Annotated in this window: 18 protein-coding genes; 6 read left to right on the forward strand and 12 right to left on the reverse strand. The window is 50.7% G+C overall.

Annotated elements, in window-relative coordinates; translation table 11 throughout:
• Nucleotides 1-4: 4 nt before the first annotated feature.
• From H6F86_RS19505 to H6F86_RS19515, 3 genes are all read right to left on the reverse strand, one after another.
• Nucleotides 5-457, reverse strand: coding sequence for a VOC family protein (locus H6F86_RS19505; protein WP_190450364.1), 453 nt, complete (start codon nt 455-457; stop codon nt 5-7).
• Between the two features lie 106 nt (nt 458-563).
• Complete coding sequence (locus H6F86_RS19510) at nt 564-1,868, reverse strand: hypothetical protein (RefSeq protein ID WP_190450365.1); 1,305 nt, start codon at nt 1,866-1,868, stop codon at nt 564-566.
• Between the two features lie 238 nt (nt 1,869-2,106).
• A complete protein-coding gene (locus H6F86_RS19515; RefSeq protein WP_190450366.1) occupies nt 2,107-3,687 on the reverse strand; it encodes a cryptochrome/photolyase family protein in 1,581 nt (526 codons plus the stop codon).
• 116 nt (nt 3,688-3,803) lie between these two features.
• Between H6F86_RS19515 and H6F86_RS19520 the strand changes: the two genes are divergently transcribed.
• Both H6F86_RS19520 and H6F86_RS19525 read left to right on the forward strand, forming a co-directional pair.
• Nucleotides 3,804-5,132 carry a four-carbon acid sugar kinase family protein gene (locus H6F86_RS19520; protein WP_190450367.1) on the forward strand — a complete coding sequence of 443 codons (1,329 nt, stop codon included), beginning with the start codon at nt 3,804-3,806 and terminating at the stop codon, nt 5,130-5,132.
• Between the two features lie 205 nt (nt 5,133-5,337).
• Nucleotides 5,338-6,216: a 2-hydroxy-3-oxopropionate reductase gene (locus H6F86_RS19525; RefSeq protein ID WP_190450368.1), complete on the forward strand. Its 879-nt coding sequence runs from the start codon at nt 5,338-5,340 to the stop codon at nt 6,214-6,216.
• Nucleotides 6,217-6,350: 134 nt separating this feature from the next.
• On the opposite strand, the gene H6F86_RS19530 is transcribed toward H6F86_RS19525, so the two are convergent.
• Together H6F86_RS19530 and H6F86_RS19535 are read right to left on the reverse strand one after the other, a co-directional pair.
• Nucleotides 6,351-7,166, reverse strand: a complete 816-nt coding sequence (locus tag H6F86_RS19530; protein WP_190450369.1) for a phytoene/squalene synthase family protein — start codon at nt 7,164-7,166, stop codon at nt 6,351-6,353.
• Between the two features lie 593 nt (nt 7,167-7,759).
• A complete protein-coding gene (locus H6F86_RS19535; protein WP_190450370.1) occupies nt 7,760-8,698 on the reverse strand; it encodes an ABC transporter permease in 939 nt (312 codons plus the stop codon).
• A gap of 109 nt (nt 8,699-8,807) precedes the next feature.
• Between H6F86_RS19535 and H6F86_RS19540 the strand changes: the two genes are divergently transcribed.
• Complete coding sequence (locus H6F86_RS19540) at nt 8,808-9,203, forward strand: DUF2721 domain-containing protein (protein ID WP_190450371.1); 396 nt, start codon at nt 8,808-8,810, stop codon at nt 9,201-9,203.
• Here the strand turns inward: H6F86_RS19540 and H6F86_RS19545 are convergent.
• Nucleotides 9,200-10,273, reverse strand: coding sequence for an ABC transporter permease (locus H6F86_RS19545; RefSeq protein WP_347240725.1), 1,074 nt, complete (start codon nt 10,271-10,273; stop codon nt 9,200-9,202). The two genes, H6F86_RS19540 and H6F86_RS19545, sit on opposite strands and share 4 nt — an antisense overlap.
• A 194-nt stretch (nt 10,274-10,467) precedes the next feature.
• Nucleotides 10,468-12,624 carry a DUF1565 domain-containing protein gene (locus H6F86_RS19550; protein WP_190450372.1) on the reverse strand — a complete coding sequence of 719 codons (2,157 nt, stop codon included), beginning with the start codon at nt 12,622-12,624 and terminating at the stop codon, nt 10,468-10,470.
• Between the two features lie 309 nt (nt 12,625-12,933).
• On the opposite strand from H6F86_RS19550, the gene H6F86_RS19555 reads away from it, so the two are divergent.
• Together H6F86_RS19555 and H6F86_RS19560 are read left to right on the forward strand one after the other, a co-directional pair.
• Complete coding sequence (locus H6F86_RS19555; RefSeq protein WP_190450373.1) at nt 12,934-14,004, forward strand: thiamine phosphate synthase; 1,071 nt, start codon at nt 12,934-12,936, stop codon at nt 14,002-14,004.
• A 141-nt stretch (nt 14,005-14,145) separates the two neighbouring features.
• Nucleotides 14,146-14,475: a hypothetical protein gene (locus H6F86_RS19560; RefSeq protein WP_190451033.1), complete on the forward strand. Its 330-nt coding sequence runs from the start codon at nt 14,146-14,148 to the stop codon at nt 14,473-14,475.
• Between the two features lie 86 nt (nt 14,476-14,561).
• Here the strand turns inward: H6F86_RS19560 and rpsN are convergent, their stop codons facing one another.
• From rpsN to rseP, 3 genes are all read right to left on the reverse strand, one after another.
• Nucleotides 14,562-14,864 (reverse strand): 30S ribosomal protein S14, encoded by a 303-nt coding sequence (gene rpsN / locus H6F86_RS19565; RefSeq protein WP_190450374.1) that lies wholly within the window; start codon nt 14,862-14,864, stop codon nt 14,562-14,564.
• A gap of 169 nt (nt 14,865-15,033) precedes the next feature.
• Nucleotides 15,034-15,759: an endonuclease III gene (nth, locus tag H6F86_RS19570; RefSeq protein WP_190450375.1), complete on the reverse strand. Its 726-nt coding sequence runs from the start codon at nt 15,757-15,759 to the stop codon at nt 15,034-15,036.
• 195 nt (nt 15,760-15,954) lie between these two features.
• Complete coding sequence (gene rseP, locus H6F86_RS19575) at nt 15,955-17,040, reverse strand: RIP metalloprotease RseP (RefSeq protein ID WP_190450376.1); 1,086 nt, start codon at nt 17,038-17,040, stop codon at nt 15,955-15,957.
• A 234-nt stretch (nt 17,041-17,274) separates the two neighbouring features.
• Here rseP and H6F86_RS33210 point away from each other — a divergent pair, with 234 nt between their 5' ends.
• On the forward strand, nt 17,275-18,681 hold the full coding sequence (locus H6F86_RS33210; RefSeq protein ID WP_190450377.1) for a serine hydrolase: 1,407 nt from the start codon (nt 17,275-17,277) through the stop codon (nt 18,679-18,681).
• An 87-nt stretch (nt 18,682-18,768) separates the two neighbouring features.
• Here H6F86_RS33210 and H6F86_RS19585 read toward each other — a convergent pair whose 3' ends face one another.
• A complete protein-coding gene (locus tag H6F86_RS19585; protein WP_190450378.1) occupies nt 18,769-19,041 on the reverse strand; it encodes a DUF3143 domain-containing protein in 273 nt (90 codons plus the stop codon).
• Between the two features lie 58 nt (nt 19,042-19,099).
• Nucleotides 19,100-19,750, reverse strand: coding sequence for a DnaJ domain-containing protein (locus H6F86_RS19590; protein ID WP_190450379.1), 651 nt, complete (start codon nt 19,748-19,750; stop codon nt 19,100-19,102).
• Between the last annotated feature and the right edge of the window lie 2 nt (nt 19,751-19,752).

The following is a 19,752-nucleotide window of genomic DNA, read 5'->3' on the forward strand; positions in this document are numbered from 1 at the left end:
GCCTTCAAGTCTTCAGCCCTTCCCTCTGCATTTCTCTCAAAAACTCCAGCGGCAGCCCATCTGTATCAGCAATAAACGCGACTTCGTAAACCCGATCGCCAATCATTTGCTGTTCTGGCTTTAGCAGCACGTTCAGCGGTCGAAACTGGTCAGGTTGTGTCTCGGCAGCTTGTGCAACGCGATCGCTCAAGGCATCTAGCCATTGCGTCAAATCGTCTGTAACGGCAGTTAAGTCAAACGAGAGATGGTAGTAACCGACATAATGCTCGTCACCAAAGGCATCGGGTGCTGGTTTTGGTTGAGGGATTTGAATGAGTTCAATTCGTCCGCCTAAGCCCTCCATCCAGCAAGCCAACGTGTAACCTGTGGTAAAGCGCTCTTGTACTTGAAAGCCAAGCTGCTCATAAAAGGCGATTGCCCGAAAAATATGTGCCGTCCGAATCGAAACGTGATGCATAGCGTTTAAGCTGGAGAGTCTGGATCATGACTGTCAGAAGCTTAGAGGATAGCTTAAGAGGTAAAACTGTCATCCTGAGTGGCGAACGGCGATCAAACGAGTGCTGTTACCCTTTGCCCTCTTTATTGTTGGCACTACTACCGCCTTCTAATTTACTAATTGTGTCTTGCGCTAGCCGTTCACTAAAGCCAACGATAAACGCAACCGAGAAAAGAAAGAAACCAGCCTTTGTTTCAGGATTGTCAGACATTTCCACAGTCAACGCTGAACTAGCAGGTTTACTCGCATCAGGGATGAGCGGTGTGCTTACCACCCCAGCCTTAATAAAGGCTAGAAACAGAACACCAAACGATGCACCAATGACAGGTTTGAAGAAGCCAATGAAGATGGGCGTGAGCCGATCAGAGTATGCTTCTTGATCATACGATTTTCCAATGACACGAATTAAAATGCTAACAATACTACCCAATGTTCCTGCGGCAGCAACCCAAAGTATTTGACTAAGATTTTTTGAAAATCCAGTATCAAAGTTAGATAAAACATTTTGGAAAAATGAGTTTCGCTTCATAATTTCAGCCTGTTGAGATTTAAAAACGTCCGCATTTTTTTGCGCTTCTTCAACTCTTTTATGAAGACCAGTAATAACCAGAACTTTTTCAGCTGGTGTATAATCCTTTTCAGCTGGCGTATAATCCAATGCTGCTTCTTGTTGGGTTACAGTTGCTGTCTCATTGGGGGTTCTTGTTGTATTTGCTCTGACTCGTTCAAGTTGAGCCTTTAGATCCTCCACCTTTTGATACTGCTCATCAATCGAAGCTTCCACTTTGCTAGCAGCTGCATTAGAGTTATAAGCCGCGTACTGCATGAGCGCTAGTGAAGAAAGCCCTCCAAACATAATGACAAATGACCAGGACAGTCCATAAATGACACTAAGGCGGACTGACTTTGTGTGCCAGATGTATGAGAAATGGCTAACGAACAATCCTAAGATGGGTGGTTGTTCGTATCCAATCACCTCTTGTTCAACATCAAGCCGAATTTGCCGAGTGAATTCTTTAGTGAGTTTCTTCTGGAATAAAGACGACAGTGCAACTTCAAGTGAGCAGGTTAAGCTGTTTAGCGCGCCCAACTTTTTGGCTTGATTCGTATTTAATACTAAGCGTTCAATTCTTTGCAGCAGGACAGCAAGCTTGGGGATTTCGGTTTGTAAATCCTCAGGTAAGTCTTTTTGATCAAATTCTCTAACGTCTTTAGCAATCCGTTCTCTTAATTGCTTAATATTTTCTAAAACAAATTTTTGAGTATGTACTGCCGGAAGAACGGTTACTTTAAGCTCTGGACGGCTGTTGTTTTGATGATCAGAAGCAGTAGTCTGGTTTTGTTGCACGGTTTCTTCTTGGTGAGAAGTCATCAAAATCCTCTATATTTTTGGTTGAAAAATTTTTAAGCTTAAACACCCCGCACCTAGTTACCAGGGTTTTCTACAAGAATTCGGTTTATTCTTTGAGAAGATTTCGACGTATAAAGTGCCGCTAGGAGAGGTTTTTAGTCTCAGCATGCTTTCAAGTTTCAAGTCGGAACGCTATACGATCTGCTTAGATCACCTTTATTCTGTTTCAAAATTAAAAAGCTAGTAGTACCCCTTTGGGTTATTTAAGCGTTTGCTTCTTGTCTATGTTCATGCCTGCTTGAGCTTGGCGATCGTCTTGGACATTATTGTTGTGCCAGGCGATCGCTTCCTCCCTGATTGCCTGCAACTCCTCCGGTGCTATTTTGCCCAAGTTTTGGAGAATAAAGCTCATGCGTCCCTGAGAGGTAAGTTTGGCGCGGTGGCGATCGAGAAAATCCCAGTAAAAGAAATTGAAGGGACAAGCCTTTTCACCTGTGCGGGCTTTGGGGTTGTAGGTACACTTGCCGCAGTAGTCACTCATCTTGTTGATGTAGTTGGCAGAAGCAGCGTAGGGTTTGGATGCTAGCACGCCACCATCGGCAAATTGCCCCATACCGATGACATTGGTTTGCATGACCCAATCATAGGCATCGACAAACGCAGCATGGAACCAGTTTTCAATGGCTTGGGGAGAAATACCGGCAATCAGCGCAAAGTTATTCAGCACCATCAGGCGTTGAATGTGGTGTGCATAACCAGTTTCCTTCACTTGTGTGAGGATCTGATGCAGACAATTCATTGATGTTTCGCCTGTCCAGTAAAAGTTGGGGAGCGGCTGAGTGTGGTTGAACCAATTGCGGTCTGGGTAGTCATCACTCATGAAGTTGTAAACGCCGTGCATATATTCGCGCCAGCCTAAAACCTGGCGGATAAAGCCTTCAACGCTGCTAAGGCTCCAGGTGTCTTGATGGTCAAGATATGCCTGCTCGGCTGCCTCCACAACTTCCAGCGGATGCAGGAGTCCGAGGTTGAGATAAGGCGACAACATAGCGTGCCACATGGTTATTTCGCCCGTCACCATTGCATCTTGGTAGGGACCAAAATCAGATAGGCGCATCGTCAGGAAAAAGTGCAGCACCTGGAGCGCCTGATCACGAGTGACTGCCCATTGAAACGGCTCACTTTGCCAATACTGCTGACTGGCTTTGAAGCGGTCATCCTGCTTAACCCAAGCAATCACATCCTGCGTGATTGCATCCGGTGCAAACCAGAGGGCTTCGGGCAGCGTCAGTTTGCCTTTGGGCGGCTTGCGATTGTCCTGGTCAAAGTTCCAACGACCACCGAAAGGCTGCTTCCCTGCCATGAGGATGTTGCAGCGACGACGACCTTCGCGGTAGAAGTCTTCCATCACCAGTCGTTTGCGATCGCCAGCCCACTCCCTGAAGTCGGCTTCGCTCCAAATAAAGTGATTATTAGAAACCAGAGTGACCGTGCAAGGCAGGGGTAGTGATTGAATGAGGCGGGCAAAGGGGCGATCGTTCGGCATCATCACCCGCAGTTCTGTAATCTGATGAGCCTCAATCCATGCCTTGAGCGGCGTTAGAAAATCATCCGCTTGCTCATACGCGACTAACCAACCCGCCTGCCGCAGAGCCTCAGCAAAGTGACGCATTGCTGACCACACCAGCACTAGCTTTTGCAAATGGTACGGTCGCTCTTGCACATGATCCAGCGACTCAATAAAGATGACCGGAGTTGATTTTTGCTGATCAAAACAGCTTTGCAACGCTGCCTGCTCCGCCCAAAGCTGATCACCCAAAACCCAAACGCCGATCGTCATTGTTAGCCCCCAGCTTTAGCTTTTAGCTTTTTCCTCTACACCCTACACTCCTCACACTATTTCCTTCACCCATCTCGCGTGATAATGAGCTAACAGCAAACTCCGCCACGCCACCTATGACGACCCAACCCAGAATCATTGTTCTAGACGACGATCCCACAGGATCGCAAACGGTTCACAGTTGTCTGTTACTGATGCAGTGGGATGTGGAAACACTCCGGTTGGGCTTGGCAGACGACGCTCCTATTTTTTTCGTGCTGACGAATACACGGGCACTGACACCAGAAAAAGCGACAGCAGTAACGCGAGAGGTTTGCCAGAACTTGAAGGCAGCGATCGAACTTGAAGCTATTCATGATTTTCTAGTCGTGAGTCGATCGGACTCGACTCTGCGCGGACACTACCCGATCGAAACAGATGTCATTGCCGAGGAACTGGGTCCCTTCGATGCCCATTTCCTCACGCCTGCTTTTTTTGAAGGTGGACGCACCACGAAAGACAGCATCCATTACCTCAAGGTCAACGGGATCGATACACCCGTGCATGAAACCGAGTTTGCGCGTGACTCGGTGTTTGGCTATCACCACAGCTATTTGCCTGCCTATGTCGAGGAGAAAACTAGCGGCAAGGTGGCTGCTGATCGCGTAGAGCGTTTTTTGCTCGAAGACCTTCGCGCTGGCGTACTCGATCGCTTGCTGCAACTCCACGACAATCAGTGCGGCGTGGTAGATGCAGCAACCCAGGATGACCTGAATCGTTTTGCTGCCGATGTTCTCACCGCAGCATCCCAGGGCAAACGGTTTCTCTTTCGCAGTGCGGCAAGCCTGTTGACGGCATTAGCAGCCTTACCACCTCAGCCGATCGCCCCAGAAGCGATGGCAAACTACGTCCGTCACGGGAAGCCAGGAGCCATCATTGTTGGCTCTCACGTTAAGAAGACGACTGAGCAACTAGAACAGCTTTTGGCGCAACCAGGGATCGTTGGTGTCGAGCTAGAAGTGGCTCGGTTGTTAGAGAAAACGGAGGAGGCGCGATCGTCCCTGCTTGCCGAAGCGATGCAGCAGATCAACACCGCTCAGGCTGCGGGCAAAACCCCTGTTGTTTACACCAGTCGTCAAGAACTCACCTTTGACGACACACAGACCCGGCTAGACTTTGGTGAAGCTGTTTCTGCCTTGCTTATGGACATCATTCGTCACCTACCCAACGACATCGGCTTTCTTATCAGCAAAGGCGGCATCACTTCCAACGACACACTCAGCAACGGTCTAGCACTAAGGACGGCTCGTTTATTAGGGCAAGTGCTTGCAGGTGTTTCAATGGTACGAACCCCCTCTAATCATTCCCAGTTTCCCGATCTGCCCGTCGTTCTCTTCCCTGGCAACGTGGGTGACGCCAATGCCCTAGCAACGGTCTATCAGCGCTTGAGCAAACACGACCAGTAACGTTGTTGTCTCCTCTCATCGACTGCAAAGCAGAAACAGACTTGTTCTTTGACAATTAAGTCCTCACCGCTCTCTTGCAACCCAAAACTCGCTAGCAACGCGGCGCGTTCACGCAGTGGCTAAGCTGGAGCAGACATTCAGAACGCCTCTCTTCTCCCTCCACTCCCCCTGCTCTTTACCCCTCACTCCTTACCCCGCACTTCTTATGCAACCCATTGGCTTTATCGGACTCGGCATCATGGGCAAGCCGATGGCGCGAAACTTACTCAAGGCGGGTCATCCGCTAGTGGTTTATAACCGTAGTCTTCCTGCGATGGAAGCGCTAGCGGCAGAAGGGGCAGTGCTAGCAGATTCACCCAAAGCGGTTGCCGAACAGGTGGATGTAGTGATTAGCTGCGTGTCGGATTCACCCGACGTGGAAGCAGTAACGCTGGGCAGCAACGGCATTATTGAGGGAGCAAAACCAGGTTTGCTGTATATCGATATGTCTACGATCGCCCCTGCAACCGCCCGCAAGGTCTACATAGCCCTGAAGGCAAAGGGAATTGATGCACTGGATGCCCCAGTTTCAGGGGGGGACATTGGGGCACAGCAGGGAACGCTGTCGATTATGGTCGGTGGGGATGAACCTGCATTTCAGCGATCGCTGCCAATTTTGCAGGTGATGGGCAAGAATATTGTCTATATCGGGGAAGCAGGCGCAGGGCAGGTGACGAAAGCCTGTAACCAGATCGTTGTTGCGCTGACCGTTCAAGCTGTTGCCGAAGCACTCACGCTGGCAAAGAAGTCAGGTGTGGATGTCGCCAGAGTCCGTGAAGCGCTGATGGGTGGGTTTGCCCAAAGCCGTGTTTTAGACGTTCACGGCAAACGTATCCTGGAAGGCGATTTTCAACCGGGCTTTAAGCTCGATCTCCACCGCAAAGACATGAATATTGTTTTGCAAACGGGACGAGAAACGGGTGTGCCGCTGTTTGGCTCTGCCCAGGTGACAAGCATGATGGATGCCTTGCTCGCTCAAGGTAAAGGCGACCTGGATAATGCTGCCCTGATGACGCTGTATGAGTTGTTAGCCGCGATAGATTAACACACCCTCAACTAGAGCGTTCACAGGTTGGAACCAGCGTCAAGGCGACCAGCCTTATAGGGGCGTGAGCAATTGCCGTGCCCCCAAGTTAATGACAGCAAGAGTGACGCTAGACAAGAAAGAGTTTGCCTTACTTAACTGCTAGTCAACTGCTCAACCAGCGCGATGACTTTCATGCGACTGAGTTTAGCTTCGCCATGAGCCATCGCATCCAGTGTGGCGTGCGCCAGAGCCAGGGGAATCTGACAGAAATCGAGTGCTGGACCTAGCGGCAGGGCATGGGTATAGGCATCGGCAAGCGACAGATTGCCCTGCGCGTAAGCATACATTCTTTCATAATCCCAGCCTTCGGGGAAAAAGCTGACACCACGCTCCAGGTCTTCAGCCTGGTTGCGTAAAATGTTGACAGCCTGTAAACCGCGTCCAAAGCCGATCGCGTGAGTTCGATTGGTTGTAGTGCCATCATGCCAAGCCCACAAGTCAGACAGCAATAGCCCTACGGTGCCTGCCACGCTAAACGTATAGCAATCGAGATCTGCGGTCGTTTCAATCGCCCAGTTGCGATCGACCCAGTATGCCATCCGGTCTGCCATCGCTGCAGACGCATCCCATACCCGTGGTGCGATCGCGCCAGGTGCCAGCATTGCCCACTCACCAATACGGATGCTTACTTCTTCTAACAGGCTCGTCTGTTGACACAGTTCTGCCGCTAGTGCTTCTGCATCGATCGTATCGGTGGCCGCCTGAAACGCGAGACTAATCGTTTGCAGGAGCTTGACCTTCAGTGCATTATCCAGATCAGGGTGATCTTCGATTTGGTCGATCGCCCGCATACAGAGATAGGCAGAACTGACTGCTTCTTGAAGCCCCGACGGCAAGCGGATAATCGGGATATAAAATGTCCGACTGGTTTCCTGCAAAACCTCTAAAGCGCTTTTACGTAACTCCATTCTTTTACTCCTCTAACCACCACACCGAGTTCGCTCTAAATATATAGCAAAAAACTTAATTTTTACTTAGAAGTGATCTGGGCAATGCTCAAGTTTTCAAGACATAAGGCAGCATGACGATAAGAGTGCCTTAATAAGCGTTAAGAACGCATGTCTAAAACATCTACTGATGCTGTTTCAAAGCAAGGCTTTGAGGCAACGAGTAGGACAAACAAAAAAGCAGCCGAACGATCCTTTCACTAGGTTTTATGAAACGTCAAAGATACCGTAGATGCCTGATAACAAAGGGTTTCGATCGCGCGCTTTTACGCTAGCTTGAATGACATTTTGCCAACAGCTTTGTTCCTGACTTTACGCTTACGGTTGACAAAAAAGCTTGTCTAACGTAGAAGCTCACCTCAAACAGCAATAGCTTGCCTAAAAGAGTGAGCCAGTCAGAATGAGCAAAAAATCTGTCAGTAGAACCTTCAGTAACGGATACAAAACACATTGGCACATTTTCGTAGATACGCCATCACCCAACTGTTTGAATTACTCCCTTCTCCTGACAAAACGCTAATTAGTTCGATCGCGTCGTTTTAAGAAATGTAAAGCTAACTCCCTGTACTTTCCTTGCTGTAGGGAACGCCCAGTGCTGCCGGAGGAGTTGTTTTGCCTGCCAGACCTACCATCGCTAGCAGCGCAATGACATAGGGCAGCATCACCAAAAACTGATAGGGAATATTGAGATTAAACGCTTGAATCCGCAGTTGCAACGCCTCCGTCGCACCAAAGAGCAGGCAAGCTAGCACCGTATATACAGGATGCCAACGCCCAAAGATCAATGCTGCCAGCGCAATAAAGCCCTTACCCGCACTAATATCCTCTGTAAAAAATTTGACGTGTACCAGCACTAAATAGGCACCTCCCAACGCTGCCAAACAGCCACTTAACACCACACTGAGATAACGAACCTGAGACACTCGAATGCCTGCTGTATCAGCAGCACGGGGATATTCTCCCACTGCTCGCAGGGTCAAGCCAAGGCTAGTGTGAAAGAGGATATACGTGCTCAATGGCAACAAAAACAACAGTAGGTAGACCAGAGGATCTTGATTAAACAGAAGCGAACCCACGATCGGAATCTGGCTCAAGCCGGGAAGGGCGATCGTCGGCAACCCTGGCAAGGTTTGATTGGTGGTGCTGTTGAACACAAGCCGCGACATAAACGCCGTTAGCCCTGCTGCTGATAAATTAATTGCCAAGCCCGACACCAACTGATTGACCTTCAAGGTGACACACAGGTAGGCATGGAGTAGCCCTACCAGCCCACCGCTAAGGACCGCTGCAAAAATGCCCAGCCAGACATTCTGATTGCTATAAAACGTTGCTGCCGCTCCAACAAAAGCGCCCGTCAGCAACATTCCTTCTAACCCGATGTTAAGTACACCCGATCGCTCAGACCACAGCCCACCCAGTGCCGCAAACGCCAATGGCATTGTTAGCCGCAGACTGGCAGACAGGTAATCAGACAGGAAGGCGAAATCGTTCATGAAAAAGGTGAGAAGTGAGGGATAAGAGAACGTTTTGAGTTCAGCCTTTAGCCTTCTGCTTTTATGCTCCTTTAATTTACTGTCAAAGCATCCTTCACTTCTGTTCACTATGGAACTTACGTTAACAACGCCTGCTCTACTGTTTCCTGCTATTTCGCTGCTGCTGCTGGCTTACACCAATCGCTTTCTGACCTTGGCAACGCTGATCCGCAGTTTGCACTCTGAGTACAAGGTCACACCGAATCCGCTTACTCTGGTCGAAATTCGTAGCCTTCGTTATCGAGTGCGCTTGGTGCGTGATATGCAGTTTTTAGGCGTGAGCAGCTTTCTGCTTTGTGTGGTCTGTATGTCTGTTTTATTTGTAGGGCAGGTTTGGCTTGGCAGCATACTTTTTGGGGTGAGTTTGCTGTTGATGATTTGCTCCCTTGCGCTTTCGGTACGTGAGATTCAGGTTTCGATCGATGCCCTTGATCTTCACTTGCGCGACCTTGAGAACCAACGTTAGGTTTCAGTTGTGGTAGCAGCAAGTGGGGCAGGAGGCTGTGGCGGCGCAACCACTTTTCGCTCCAAAACCAGACTGATAGCAATAAAGAGAACGGTCAGACCTTGAATGGCATAAACAACGGTGACAGGTACGCCAGCACTGCGCTGCATTACATTGGCACCCCCGCGTAAGGCTCCAAAAAAGAGCGATGTAAGCAGTACGCCTGCCAGGTTGCCACGACTGAGAAAGGCGATCGCGATCGCGTCAAACCCATAACCGGGCGAAAAGTTCTCAAACAGACGATACTTTAAACCCATGACTTCACCAGAACCTGCCAAACCTGCCAACCCCCCAGACAGTGCCATGACCAGCATAATGGTGCGTTCCACCGAGATACCGGCATAGCGAGCAGCAATTGGATTTTGCCCCACGGTTTCGATCTGGTAGCCGAGGGGCGATCGGGCAAAGACAACCCACAGGATGATGGTTGCCAGCACTCCCAGTAAAATTCCAGCATGGGTCTGCGTTTGCGGCAAAATTATTGGTAACTGGGCAGACGCATCAATCAGAGCGCTGTAGGGTGTAGGAGCATCTGGGTCTTTCATGGGACCACTCACCAGATAACTCACCAGATTTTGTGCAATGTAGTTAAGCAAGAGAGTCGTGATCACCTCATTCACACCCCGTATTGCCTTCAAGTAGCCAGGGATAAGACCCCATAAACCGCCTAAGCAAAAGCCGCCCAGCAGTGCTAGCGGTACGTAAAGGACAAGGGGCAAGCCATGCACATACAACCCTACTAGAGCGCTGCCCAAGCCACCCATATAGATTTGACCTTCCCCACCAATGTTGAACTGTCCCGCTTTGAGGGCAACCAAAATGCCCAAGCTCGTCAGCAAAAGTGGTGCCGTTTTAGTAAGTGTGTTGCTAAAACCGTAGTAGTTAGCGAGGGATTCTGTAAAAAGAACAGAGTAGGCTTTGAGGGGACTGACACCCGCGATCGCAATTAGCCCTGCACCAACCAGCAAGGCGGCAGCGATCGCCAAAAACGGCGATAAAACAGGCAAAAGCCAACGAGCGCGATCGTTCACAAGCAGTTAGGAGACGCGAGAGGAAGCAATGACACGTATCCTACCCTAAGTTACCTGTTTCGCACTGTATCAGGCGATCGCTCACTCAGTCTCCAGCTTGCTGAACCAGAACGCTTTGCAGAAGCCAACGAACGCTTATAAATAATTACGCCCAGCTACTTAGCCTGATTGAAAGAAGCTAACAACTAACAATCTCACTCCAACGTTTCAACCATTGCCTGAACGCCCTGACTACTGAGCGTTTGCATCAACTGATCGGCTTTAGTGCGATCGCCAAAGGCACCCACCTGCATTAAAGCCCGTCCCTTCACAAAGGTGCGAAAGGCATTGGGAAAGGTAGTCCGTAGCAGCGCTTGCTGGCTATCGTCCGCAGGTGCAACCACCACACGATAGCGCAAGCCCGATGCAGCACGAGAGGCAAAGCCCTCGCTAGATGCAGTTTGCTGAGTACGGTAAACGATCGATGCATTGCCCACATTGCCAATGGGTGCGTTCGGGCTGGGTACTGGCAGCAAGCCTGGACTCGTTAACGGGGTAGAGGCACTCGCGATCGCACGTTCTGGTGCCACAGCTCGCACAGGGGAGGGAGTCGATCGCCGTTCTGGTGCTGGGACGGGAATTTCGATCGAGCCTGTACGTGGAATTGCGCTCGGTTGCGCAACTGGTGGTGGAGCAAGTTTAGTGGGGCTAGTAATGACGCTGGTGGGGCTAGCAACCGACACAATCGATGGCGAACTAAGCTGTTGCCGCGATGGACGCACTACCACCGTTGGCAAGGCTCTACTACTTGGTACTGGCTCTGCCAACGGCACTTGCGGCACAATTTGTGGGGCAGTGGCAAGCCTCACAACTGGAATAGAACGAGGCGTTGAAGCCTGTGTTCCCCCTCTGGATGATGCTAGGGGTTTAGGAAAGGTCGGCTGTGCGGCAGCGTTGGCAGGAGCTATCAGTGGCAACGCCGGACGCTTCGCTACCACCGAAGTTTGCGGTACCGGAAAGGATGAGGCTGAAATGCCACCCGTTGCTCCTTTCTCTAACGTTGGCGCGGGAGACTGCAAGGATGAGGACGCTGGCTGTTCAGCTCTAGCAGGTCGGTCGCTACCTAAACTCTGCCCAAACGAAATCGTATTTGTATCAGTGGCAGCGATCGATCGTCTCGGGGCAAAGACTGGCTTTTGGTTACGCGCTGTGGCTTTATTCCCAGCAGTGGCGTTGTCAGCGCTGCCGGACGATCGCAATGCGGTCGCTGACACTAGGGTAGGGCTTCCCGATGCTGACGAGCTTGACCACGGCATGGGCGACCCAGCGGGAGTAGACGCTACCGCGCTGGTGCCAGCCAAATCGAGCGTGCCGCTAGTTTTATCTAAATCATTGCCAAAGGCGGGAATCTGTTGGTCAGACTGTTTCGCATTCACATCAAGCTGACCATTACTACGAAATGAGTTACCACCCGGTTCGGTTGCCGTTCCCAAATCGGGGCGTGACTGGGCGATCGCCACCAGTCCATCGCGCGTATTACCCTCCACCGAGTTGTTTCGTAGGATGGGCTGCGCTTTTGCCTGCACCACAATCCCATCTTTATTTTGGGTAATGCGGTTGCCGACTAGCAGTGGAGCAGCTTTCTGGTTCACATTGATGGCAAAACCAGTCTGCTCAAAAATGTTCTCCCGCACTTCTGCCCGCGAGGTGCCATAGATGGTAATGCCATTCGCACCATTTTGGTAGAAAAAGTTGTTGCGAATTAACGGCGACCCATTGCCCGTTACCGAAATGCCGTCATGCCCGCTCTCAGTAAAGGTGCTGTCGATCACGGCTGGGCTGGTAGACTCAATCCACACACCATAGCCCTGAGGATCTGGGTTTGTAACTGTTACTCCAGCGAGGATCGCGCGATCGGCACCGACGATCGTCACCTTCTGCCGCGCAAAGGTTGGACTGAGAAAAAAGCCGTTGCCCTGAATCACAATATCCTGACCGCGCGTTTCTGTATTGCCCTGGATTGCCACATCCGGCTTCAGACGCAGTGGAAAGGTTTCGCCCGTCTCCTGGCTGTAGGTGCCTGATGTCAAAAGAATGACGGTTCCGCTTGGAGCCACTTGCAGCGCCCGTGTAATGGTTTTGAACGGTGCTCGATCGCTCCCATCTGCCACCGCATCATCACCACTCATTGGATTAACTAGAAGAGTAACCGCTGTAGCACCCATTATTGGTGCGGATGCCACAGGTACCTGCGCGGCAACTTGAGCGTGCCCACGGTCAAGACTGGCTAAAAGCGCATAGCCAACCAACGTAGAAAGACAGAAGCAGGAACACCGTTGCCAGAGCCGATGTTGGGGAAGCGAGTAAACCATGTTCGTAGCAGCAAATTTTGGTAGCAGCAAGCAAAGGAGCGATCGCCCAGTAGAAACGAGAACGAAAAGGTGTCTCGTTCTAGACACAGCGATTGATAACAACAAAAACTCAGCCCAAACAACCGATGATTGTTGAGCTTGAAGGGAAGCTGTAATGAACTCTGGTCAACTTTACTCCATACATTCAACTTTGAAACACATAGTTTTGTTTACAATTTCCAGCTTCTTGAGGCTGTTGGAAATTTATTAAAGTTGGCTTCCTGTCCCGTAACTCGATAGCCTAGACAGAGCAATCGATCGGTACTTCCTATGGGCAATACAGACAGTCAAGCTCGGTTTGTGCAGCTTGCACTCTGCCGCATTTTAGATGCCAACTTAGACCGTGCCCGTGAAGGCTTGAGAACGATCGAAGAATGGTGCCGCTTTGGGCTGGATAATGCGCTGTTAACGGAGGAGTGCAAACAGCTACGGCAAGAACTGGCACATTGGCATACACCTGCTTTACGAGCGGCGCGCGATACACCGGGTGATGCTGGAACGGTGCTCACACATCCGAAGGAGGCAGAGCGATCGAGCGTTCAGGCGGTGCTGCAAGCCAATCTGTGTCGTGTTCAGGAAGCACTGCGAGTGCTAGAAGAATACGGCAAAGTTTACAGTCCAGAGATGGGAGCCGCATGTAAGCAAATGCGCTATCGGGTATACACGTTGGAAAGCCAGTTGACGGCAGATCAGCGGCATCAGCTTTTGGAGCGATCGTCCCTTTACCTCGTTACGTCCCCTACTGAAAACCTGTTCGCTACGGTGGAAGCAGCACTCAAAGGCGGACTGACGCTAGTGCAGTATCGGGATAAGACCGCTGATGATGACGTGCGGCTTCGCAATGCCCAAAAGCTGGCTCACATCTGTCGGCACTATGGGGCGCTGTTTATTGTGAACGATCGCGTCGATCTGGCGATCGCGGTGGATGCAGATGGCGTGCATCTGGGTCAGCAGGATATCCCGATCGCCCTTGCTAGACAACTGCTGGGTTCTCAGCGGCTGATTGGGCGATCGACCCACTGCCCCGAAGACCTCCATCGCGCTATTGATGAAGGAGCCGACTACATTGGTGTTGGACCCGTTTACGAAACACCGACTAAAGCCGGTAGACCTGCCGCTGGGTTTGACTACGTGCGCTATGCGGCTGCCCATGCGACGGTTCCCTGGTTTGCGATCGGGGGCATTGATACCAGCAATCTGCCTGACGTTCTCGCTGCCAACGTTAAACGGGTCGCGATCGTGCGAGCCATCATGCATGCTGACCAGCCAACCCTAACAACGCAATATTTTCTTTCTCAACTGACCCAACAGCCCTTACTGGGCACGTCATATGATCACTGATAAGGATACAGCCGATGGTTCTATCGCTTGAGGATTACTGACGAGATACTGGCACCGTTGGTTAACTGGACAAGCCTTGTACTCAAAGCCCCCTGCAGGCTTACACTAGGTAGCAGCAACCGTGTGAACCCGACTGCGCTGATGGCTGACCCAATTCCACCGATTACTTTACCGCCTGCCCAAAACCCAGAGCAGGAAGGTGAATGGCTGCGGCTAGCCTTGCTGCAATGGCTCAATCAAGAGTTCATTCCAGAAGACGCTAACCAGCAAATAGCAAAACGCGCTGCCCAGATCTTTGTCCGGCAGCGCATGGAAGGAGAAAACGATCTCGGTTCGCTCGTAATGGCGATCGTCACCGAGATGGAATCCTTTGATTTTTCTAACAGCTTTTTTGGCGAATTCACCGTTGCCAATGCCGTCAGCGATCTATTGCTCGACAGCCTGGGCATTGATCGCTGTTGCGGACAGTGAGATAGTCATTAGTTTTTAGTGGTTAGTTTTTAGACGGATCAAGCGGCTTCAACTAACAACCAAAAACTAACAACTAAAAATTCTAGTTACCAGCTTGATTTCACCACACCAGGCAATAACCCTTGATGCGCCATTTCACGCAGGACGTGACGAGACAAACCAAAGTCACCGTAGAAACCTCTAGAGCGACCAGTGACCCAGCAACGATTACGAATGCGGGTGGGAGCGCTATTGCGGGGAAGCTGCTGAATCTGACGGTGGATAATTAGCTTTTGCTGCTGTGATGTTGCTGCTGCAAACTGCTCTTGCAAAGTTGCACGCTTCTCAGCATACTGTTCCACCATTCTCTTGCGCTTCTTTTCGCGCTCAATCATGCTCTTTTTAGCCATGAGTCATTCCGATGCTCTTTAAGTTAAGACACAGCTTACCATTGTACTGAATTAAGCGGGCTATTTGTCAACGCAATTAAAATTGTTGAAATAGAAGTTTGTGCAGAAGTTAGGGTTCTAAGCCGATGGTGCGATAAGACAACCGTTTCTTTTGAAGAACCCAGACTTCTCAGATAGCAGGCGTTGGATGCTCACGTGTAATTGCTAGATCATCCGGCTCAGGCGTTGACAGCGGCTTTAGAGGTAGGCTAGCAGACGGGCAGAGGTCAGCAAGCTCACAGCGATCGCACTGGGGTTTACGTGCCATACAAACCGCACGACCATGATAGATCAGTCGGATTGACCAGTTTTCCCAATCGGGCTGCGGCAACAGCTTCATCAGGTCGCGCTCAACACGAATCGGATCGGTGTGCTTTGTCAAGCCCAGTCGATAGCTCAACCGTTTGACATGCGTATCAACCGTTACGCCCATGTTGATGCCAAACGCATTTGCCAGCACCACGTTTGCGGTCTTTCGCGCTACACCTGGCAGCTTCAGCAAGTCTTCCATTACTTGCGGCACGTCACCACCAAACTCCGTCATAATCATCCGACAGGCAGCCTGGATATTCTTTGCCTTGTTCCGGTAGAAGCCTGTCGATCGCACCAGTGCCTCAATTTCCGACACTTCTGCACCTGCCATTGCTGCCGCATCAGGAAAGCGCCGAAAGAGTTCTGGCGTCACCATATTGACTCGCACATCAGTACATTGGGCAGACAGAATGGTCGCTACCAAAAGCTGCATCGGGGTTTCGTAGTCCAGCGAACAAGTTGCGTCTGGGTAGAAGCGCTTCAAACGCAGCAGAATTTCGATCGCCCGTTGCTGCTTGGCTGGCAATTTGCGAGAGGCGCACATTGAGAAGGATAAGGGATGAAGGGTAAAGGATAAAAACGGCGGGAATAAGAGCTAGAAGACAGACGGCATAGAGGCAATAGGAACGTAAGGGAAGCAGAGACAGGAGAAGGAAGCGAGTTTGAATTAGCTCAAAATTCATCCTTCAGACTTTATCCTTTTATCCCTTAGCCTTCTTTATCCCTTAGCCTTCATGCTCTACCGAAACAGCTTCTGCACCGACTCTAGCTGGGTGGTATCGCGGACAATCAGAAAAATGCCCAATCCCAGCAACAGCATTAGACCTGTTTGCATCACGCCATCTTGCAGCTTGGATGGTAAAGGCTTACCGCGCAAGCCTTCCACTAACAAGAATGCCAGATGACCGCCATCTAGCGCCGGTAAAGGCAGGATGTTAATAATTGCCAGGTTGATGCTGATGAGGGCACCGAAGGTAAAGAGATTGAAGGCATCTGAGCGCGCCAGTTTCGCCCCTTCATCAACAATTCGCACGGGTCCCGAAATCTGGTCGGCAACTTGTCCAAAATTGGTGATGAGTTGACCAAAGCCCTGCACAGTGAGGACTGTAATGCGCTGAAACTCGCTGGCTGCTAGCGTGAAAACTTCAATCGGGTTGCTGAGGCGACGACGCTCGATCGTGACGTTAGGCGCAAGCTGGACACCAATTTTGGCATTCGCATCGGGCGTAACGACGAGTGGTGTTGGAAGCACCTTACCTTCTCGCTGTACTGTTAGCGCGACCGGCTGATTCGGACGGTTTTGAATCGCCTCCATCAACGTCTTAATGGATTCTCTAGAAGCTCCTAGCTCCTTTCCGTCTACTGCCAGCACGATATCGCCTGGCTTCATACCTGCTTTGGCAGCCGCTGAGCTAATCTCCGTTTTTACATCGGGCACCAAAACGCCTGGCTGAAAGTTCACGTCTTGCGTGCCAGCGATCCCAATCTGCGTCACAAGCAGGAAGTAAGCAAAGACCAGATTTGCAATGACTCCAGCACTAATTACGATCGCCCGATCCAGCACAGGGCGATTCTTCAGCAAATTAGGGTCATTCTGTGGAATCGTGCTCTCGGGGTCATCATCAGGAAAGCCGACGAAACCGCCGAGGGGAAACGCCCGCAGTGCATACTCCGTCTCGGGACCTTGATACTTCCACAGAATCGGACCAAACCCAATGGAGAAGCGGTTGGCATAAATGCCCTGAGCGCGGGCAGCCGTAAAGTGCCCCAGTTCGTGAACCACAATGAGGATTGCTAAAACGGCGATCGCAGCCAAAACTGACATACCAAACTTCCAATAAAACGGTGATTTCGCGGTTGCTACAGTTGCAACGCACTTCCAACTATTCTAGAAGCTACAACTCAGTAAATGTTGCTTGCTACAAAATCCTCAGTGGCAATTCACTACTATCTGTAAAATCGCCGTTGCCAAGGCTGCCTGTAAAAAAGTTTCGTCAATACCCAAAACTTGCTGTATACCAGTATCCAGTTGTGGGTCACTTAAGAGCAAGCATCACCTGTGCGCCAATTACTGAAACTGAAACCAGAAACAATACAACGGCAGAATATCGAGCTAAAGGCGAAGCTTGCTAGAGCGGAGCGCCTGGTTGCACAGCTTAGAGCAGAAGCGTCACAGCTTCGGGCACAGATTGCAGAATGGCAACGAGCGCCTGTACCGCCTCAAATAGAGCGACGACCTAGGGCAGTACAGCGATCGCGATCGACAAGACAGGAACCTAGCGTGTTAGCCAGCACGACTACCCAGACTACACGTCAGGCTACGTTTGCACAGCGCCAATCCCGTCGCCATCAGGTGCCTGAGCATCGTTCACCTTTTGTACGTCTGCTGTTACGAAAGCGCTTAGATGTCGCTCTTTTAGCCATCGCTGGGCTGACAGTGGCAGCGCTGTTTAGCTTGCAGCACACCCGTCAGCGTAGTGTTGCGCGAGTCGAGCTACCACCAAGCCAGCCAACCCCACCAACAGTAGTGGCTCCAAAGCCACAGACGTTCGCCGAATTAGTTTATAACGTTCCCCAGCCACCGCAGCTAGTGCCTAGCGAAGCACTACAGGCGATCGTGGATGGAGCCACTGCCCTTGCCGCCAGCAAAGGCTTACCCACAGAGCCACTATCGATCACACTGATCGATCTCAAAACGAACCAGACAGCAGGCTACCAAAACCAGACACCCCGCTATCCGGCTAGCGTCGTCAAGCTGTTCTGGCTAGTTGCTTGCGAAGCAATGCTAGAGCAAGGTCTCCTACAGCCTGATTCTGAATTGACTAGCGATCTGACCGCTATGATCGTCCACTCCGACAATGATGCTGCCAGCCGCATTTTTGATCGCATTACGCAAACAACCTCTGGCGCGACACTTAGTGGGACCGAGTACGAAACTTGGCTGAAGCGTCGCTTGCAACTGAACCGCTTCTTTCAGGCAGCGAGCTATAACGGTCTTAGCATCAGCCAAAAGAACTATCCTATCCATTCGCTTCAACTTGAAGCGCCGGATGGACGAGAGCTACAGATGCTCGACGAACAGCAGCAGCCAATTCGTAGCCTGACAACTACCGATCAAGCCGCCAGACTGATGTATGAGCTTTACGCCGGTAAGGCAGTATCAACCAGCCGCAGTCAAGAAATGATGACGCTGTTGACGCGAGACTTGCAGCCGGAAAAGTGGAAAAAACAACCCAATAATCCGATCGCGGGTTTTCTGGGCGCAGCACTGCCAGCAGACGTGCGCTTTGCTTCTAAAGTTGGCATGACGAGCAAAGCGCGTCACGAAGTCGCTTTCGTTGCATCTCCAGATGGCAAAATTTCATACATTCTCGCTGTCTTTGGGACTGATGAAGCCTATAGCCAGAATGCGGAGATTTTGCCAGCTATATCCAACACCATCTTTACCCAGATGACTGAACGGTAGGCTCGATTAGCAGCATGTTTAAGATAGCGGCATGTAGGAAGCGCGGTGTTAAGAACACAGCACTGCATAAAACCAGAAAAGTGAAATTTACGGACCCGCAAACACCGCATCTTCAATATCCTGCCGACTCAGGGAGTATTTGAACGATCGCTGAACGGCATAATCACTCTCAGGCGGCTGACGATAGCGGACTGTCAGTTGGTCAATCTCCAGGCACAGTTCTGCTTTCCAATCCGAGTGCTGTACATACCAGCAGTGCCGCTCAGCTCGGTCTTGTTCGCACCCCTTAGCAATAAGCCATTGCTCAATGTCAGGAAGGGGATGATTGTAAAGGGGAGTATCAGCAGAAGGAAGTGGCATTGAAGAATTTCGAGGGATGAAGAATCTCTAGTATCGCCTGTGTTGAAGCAGTATAGGGTCAGGTACCCAGTTTCGCACTGGATGGCTCTAAGGCAGAATCAACAACAGGCTTTTCCAACTGTTTTGTCGAAGGCTGGCTTATTGGAGGTTGGCTGCCCGTGCTGGTGGTTTCAACCGTCCTAATTTCCTGCGGCAAGATATCAGGATGGACAACACTTGGCTGTAAAACAGCTTCGCCTCTGGTGATACCAATCGCGATCGCCAGCACCAGACAACCCACAAAGGTCAACCCTAAGATGAATAAGGCAAAGATTTCTCCCGGTGACAACGGACGATTGGTTGCATCAAGATAAGCCGATGACGATTGCACAGTACGGGCTGACACCTTTGGCTGCGCAAAAGCCTGCGAGGGCTGAATCACAGGTACATTTGAATAACCAATCTTACGATCATAAGCACTGCGCCGCTCTGGGCTACTAAGCGTTGCATACGCTTCGTTGAGTTGTTGAAACTTAGCAGTTGCGATCGCGGCTGACAGCGCAGTCGTATCGGGGTGGTAAAGCTTACTTAAATCTCGATATGACTGACGAATTTCACGCACTGATGCTGAAGGATGTAACCCCAGCAAGCCGTAATAACTTGCAGACACCACTTGTTGCTGTGATGCCTTTTCTTCATTACCGTGTGGAGTCGCCCGATCATGAGTCACGC

It is taken from the genome of Phormidium sp. FACHB-592, from assembly GCF_014695795.1.
In the GTDB taxonomy this organism is placed as follows: Bacteria; Cyanobacteriota; Cyanobacteriia; order Leptolyngbyales; family Leptolyngbyaceae; genus Stenomitos.